Here is a 3,318-nt window from a genome sequence, read left to right as displayed (position 1 = left end):
ATCGCGGTGGCCGAGAGGGTCCTCGCCGGACAGGGCAAAGGCGCCTGGCCGGTGTGCGGACGCGCTTTGTCCGGGCCGACGCCCCGCGACGTCTCGATAGTGACTGCCCAGACCCCGGCCGAGGTGCCGGCCGAGGTGCCGGCCGACGCACCGGCCGCGCCGCTGGACAATCCGCTGCCCGGGGTTCCCCCCGTTCTAGAGGACGCCGCCGCTCGGCAGGATCTGACTGCAGCTCCCGCCCCTGGTCCCGTTGTCCCCACCGACGCGCCCGCGCCGGCTGCAGTCCTGCCGGCCCCGCCTGCTCCCGCTCCGGACGCAGGCGTCATCCAGGCCGGCTTCGCACCGGCGCCGCAGGCTCCCGCTGCCGCGGGTCTGGCACTGACGCCGGCCCTGCCGACCGATCCGGCCGCGGCTGCCGCTGCAGTGGCCGCCCCAGCGGCCGGCGACACCGTGGTGGCCGCGGGTGTTCCGCATCTGCCCAGCCCGGACAATCCGCCGCCGGGCACGACCACCGAGCCGGTGGGCCCGGCCGGCAATCCCAATGTTTCCTACCTCAAGGATCTGTGGCATGCGCTGCAGAACAAGGAAATTGATCGTGAAGATCTGCTGTTGGCGCTGGCCCAGCGGTCCTTCACCGGCCCGATCCCGGCTGACGGCACAGCCCCCGCTGCCGTCCCACCACCGCCGCCGGCTGGCTGAAACCGGCCGCATCTACGCCGAGTTCACCCACTCATCGGTGCCGTCGGCGAAGAACTGGTGTTTCCAGACCGGCAGCCGCGCTTTGACCGCATCGACCAACCGGGCGCAGGTGATGAAGGCCGCCTCCCGATGCTCGGCTGAGACTGCGGCCACCAGGGCGGCATCGCCGATGCCTAGCGTGCCGATGCGGTGGCTGGCTGCGACGGCCCGGACCCCGGGCGCCTCGGCGGCCACCGCGGCGAGTACCTCGAAGAGAATCCTCTCGGCGTGCGGATGCGCCGAATAGTCCAGACGAATCACCTCGCGGCCGCCGTCGTGGTTGCGGACGACCCCGGCGAAGCCGACCACGGCGCCGGCGGCCTCATGGCCGACCAGGTCCTCGTGCTCGGTGAGCTGCAGGGTGTCCTCGGTGATGGCCGCACGGACGATCCGCGTCATGGGTGGTCCCCTCCTTTTAACTGGTCCAGGGCATGGTCGAGGACCTCACCGAGCACGCCCAGGCCGTCGCGCACCCCGCCGGTGGAGCCGGGCAGGTTGATAACCAGTGTGCCGCCAGCCACGCCGCACAACCCGCGGGACAGGACCGCCGTCGGCACCGTCGGCAGACCGGACCGGCGGATGGCGTCGGCCAGTCCGGGAATCTGGTAGTCCAGCACCGACGCGGTGGCCTCCGGGGTGGTGTCGGTGGGGGATATCCCGGTCCCGCCGGAGGTGATCACGACGTCCACACCCTCGCCCAGCGCACCGCGCAGAGCCTGGCTGACCGGTTCGCCGTCGGCGACCACCGTCGGTGCCGGCACTGCGAAACCCCGGCCCGTCAGCCACTCGCAGATGATGGGTCCGCAACGGTCTTGGTAGCTCCCGGCGGCGGCTCGAGTTGAGGCGATCACCACCCGGGCTTTCCGGCTCATTGCGGACGGGTCCAGACTCCGGTCTTGCCACCCTCTTTTGCGACCAGCCGAATGTCGTCGAGGCGGGCGGCCGGGTCGACTGCCTTGATCATGTCGTAGACCGTCAACGCTGCCACCGCGACTGCGGTCAGTGCCTCCATCTCGACGCCGGTACGGTCCGTCGTGCGCGCGGAAGCGGTGATTTCGATTGTGGCAGCACTGGTTTCGAATTCGACATCCACACCGCTGAGGGCGATCTGATGACACAGTGGGATGAGGGCGCTGGTGCGCTTGGCGGCCAGAATCCCGGCGATCCGGGCGGTCGCCAGCACGTCGCCTTTCGGCAATCCCCCAGAAGTGATCATTTCGACGACCTGCGCGGTGGTGTACACGCGTCCCGCAGCAGTCGCTCGGCGGGCGGTCGCGGTCTTAGCCCCCACCTCGACCATCCGGGCGGCACCCTGGTCGTCGAGATGCGACAACCGGTGCCGCCCGATGCTCACCGTTACTTGTTGACGGTGGTGACCGGGTGTAGGTACGGCAGGGTCGAGGCGGGAACGGGGAACGTCATATCGCCGAACGGCGACAGCGCGCCCACCCGGTCCGAGGCCAACTCGCTGACCGGATGGTCGTCGGGGTCACGGGTCGGCCAGCCGTTGTCGATGTAGCGGGTCTTGTGCGTCTTCTGTGCCACGGAATCATTCTGACACTTGTCCGGCGAACTCGCCCATATGCCGGCTGAATTACCCTGGATCGGCGATGAACGAGCCGCCAGCCACCCGCAGCGTGACGTTGGGCTCGTGGCTGTCCGGCCTGTCCGACGAACGGTTGATCCGGCTGCTGCAGGTACGGCCCGATTTGGCCCAGCCCGCACCCGGAAGCATTGCGGCACTGGCCGCCCGTGCCCTGGCCCCGCAGTCGATCAAGGCTGCGGCCGAGGAACTGGACTACCTGCGGTTGGCCCTGCTGGACGGCCTGCTGGTGCTGGGGGCCGACCGCGAAGCCGTACCTGTGGAGGTGCTGAGCACCGTCGTCGGGGACCGCTCCTCGGCCGACGCGCTGCGTGAGGCCCTCGAGGATTTGCGGGAGCGCGCGCTGGCGTGGGGTGACGCCGAGATTCGGGTGTCGCCCGAGGCCGCCGCGGCGCTGCCCTGGTATCCGGGACAGGCCATCGGCGAGGACGGCTCCCGGTCGGCCGGCGATCTCGGCCGGGCACTCGAGGACCTCGACGAGGCCTCCCGTGAGGTGCTGGCCCGGCTCGCGGTCGGGTCCCCGGTCGGGCGCACCCGCGACGCGGCCCCCGGCACGCCCCCTGATCGGCCGGTTCAGCGGCTGCTCACCGCGGGCCTGTTGCGGCAGTTGGACATCGACACCGTGATCCTGCCCCGCGACGTGGGGCAGGTGCTCCGCGCCGAGGAACCCGGCCCCGGCGGGCTCACTCCCCCGGACCCGGTGGTGAGCAGTGCCGCGACCGGTGACGTCGACGCCTCGGCTGCCGGTGCGGTGCTGGAGTTGCTACGCGAAGTCGAGGTCGTCCTCGGGTCGCTGTCGGAGACACCGGTTGCCGAGTTGCGCAGCGGCGGGTTGGGTATTCGGGAGGCCAAGCGGCTGAGCAAGAGCACCGGGATCGACGAGCGGCGACTCGGACTGATCTTGGAGGTGACGGCCGCGGCGGGCCTGATCGCCAGCGGCGCGCCGGATCCGTTGCCTGCCGACGGAGCGACCTTCT

Annotated in this window: 4 protein-coding genes and 2 pseudogenes; 2 read left to right on the top strand and 4 right to left on the bottom strand. The window is 70.7% G+C overall.

Annotated features, from left to right (window positions below; translation table 11 throughout):
- Positions 1 to 699: pseudogene (locus ADBZ5N_RS18175) on the top strand (transglycosylase family protein); the annotation flags it as partial.
- 12 nt (positions 700 to 711) lie between these two features.
- On the opposite strand, the gene ADBZ5N_RS18170 reads toward ADBZ5N_RS18175, so the two are convergent.
- From ADBZ5N_RS18170 to ADBZ5N_RS18155, 4 genes are read right to left on the bottom strand one after another with little or no spacing between them, the layout of a single operon-like run.
- Complete coding sequence (locus tag ADBZ5N_RS18170; protein ID WP_526259878.1) at positions 712 to 1,137, bottom strand: molybdenum cofactor biosynthesis protein MoaE; 426 nt, start codon at positions 1,135 to 1,137, stop codon at positions 712 to 714.
- Positions 1,134 to 1,610: a MogA/MoaB family molybdenum cofactor biosynthesis protein gene (locus ADBZ5N_RS18165; protein ID WP_526259876.1), complete on the bottom strand. Its 477-nt coding sequence runs from the start codon at positions 1,608 to 1,610 to the stop codon at positions 1,134 to 1,136. Before ADBZ5N_RS18165 ends, ADBZ5N_RS18170 begins: the two co-directional genes overlap by 4 nt.
- Positions 1,607 to 2,038, bottom strand: a complete 432-nt coding sequence (gene moaC, locus ADBZ5N_RS18160) for a cyclic pyranopterin monophosphate synthase MoaC (protein WP_526259880.1) — start codon at positions 2,036 to 2,038, stop codon at positions 1,607 to 1,609. Before moaC ends, ADBZ5N_RS18165 begins: the two co-directional genes overlap by 4 nt.
- A 56-nt stretch (positions 2,039 to 2,094) precedes the next feature.
- A complete protein-coding gene (locus ADBZ5N_RS18155) occupies positions 2,095 to 2,283 on the bottom strand; it encodes a hypothetical protein (RefSeq protein WP_526259874.1) in 189 nt (62 codons plus the stop codon).
- Between the two features lie 65 nt (positions 2,284 to 2,348).
- Here ADBZ5N_RS18155 and ADBZ5N_RS18150 point away from each other — a divergent pair.
- Positions 2,349 to 3,318, top strand: a pseudogene (locus tag ADBZ5N_RS18150) (helicase-associated domain-containing protein); the annotation flags it as partial.

This window comes from Mycobacterium sp. (genome assembly GCF_044370595.1).
Classification (GTDB): Bacteria; Actinomycetota; Actinomycetes; order Mycobacteriales; family Mycobacteriaceae; genus Mycobacterium.
This window is presented reverse-complemented; position numbering and strand designations above follow the sequence as displayed.

Excerpts from the sequence above, each read along its gene's own strand:
- ADBZ5N_RS18170 (WP_526259878.1), bottom strand. The coding sequence starts at position 1,137 with ATGACGCGGATCGTCCGTGCGGCCATCACCGAGGACACCCTGCAGCTC.
- ADBZ5N_RS18165 (WP_526259876.1), bottom strand. The coding sequence starts at position 1,610 with ATGAGCCGGAAAGCCCGGGTGGTGATCGCCTCAACTCGAGCCGCCGCC.
- moaC (WP_526259880.1), bottom strand. The coding sequence starts at position 2,038 with ATGGTCGAGGTGGGGGCTAAGACCGCGACCGCCCGCCGAGCGACTGCT.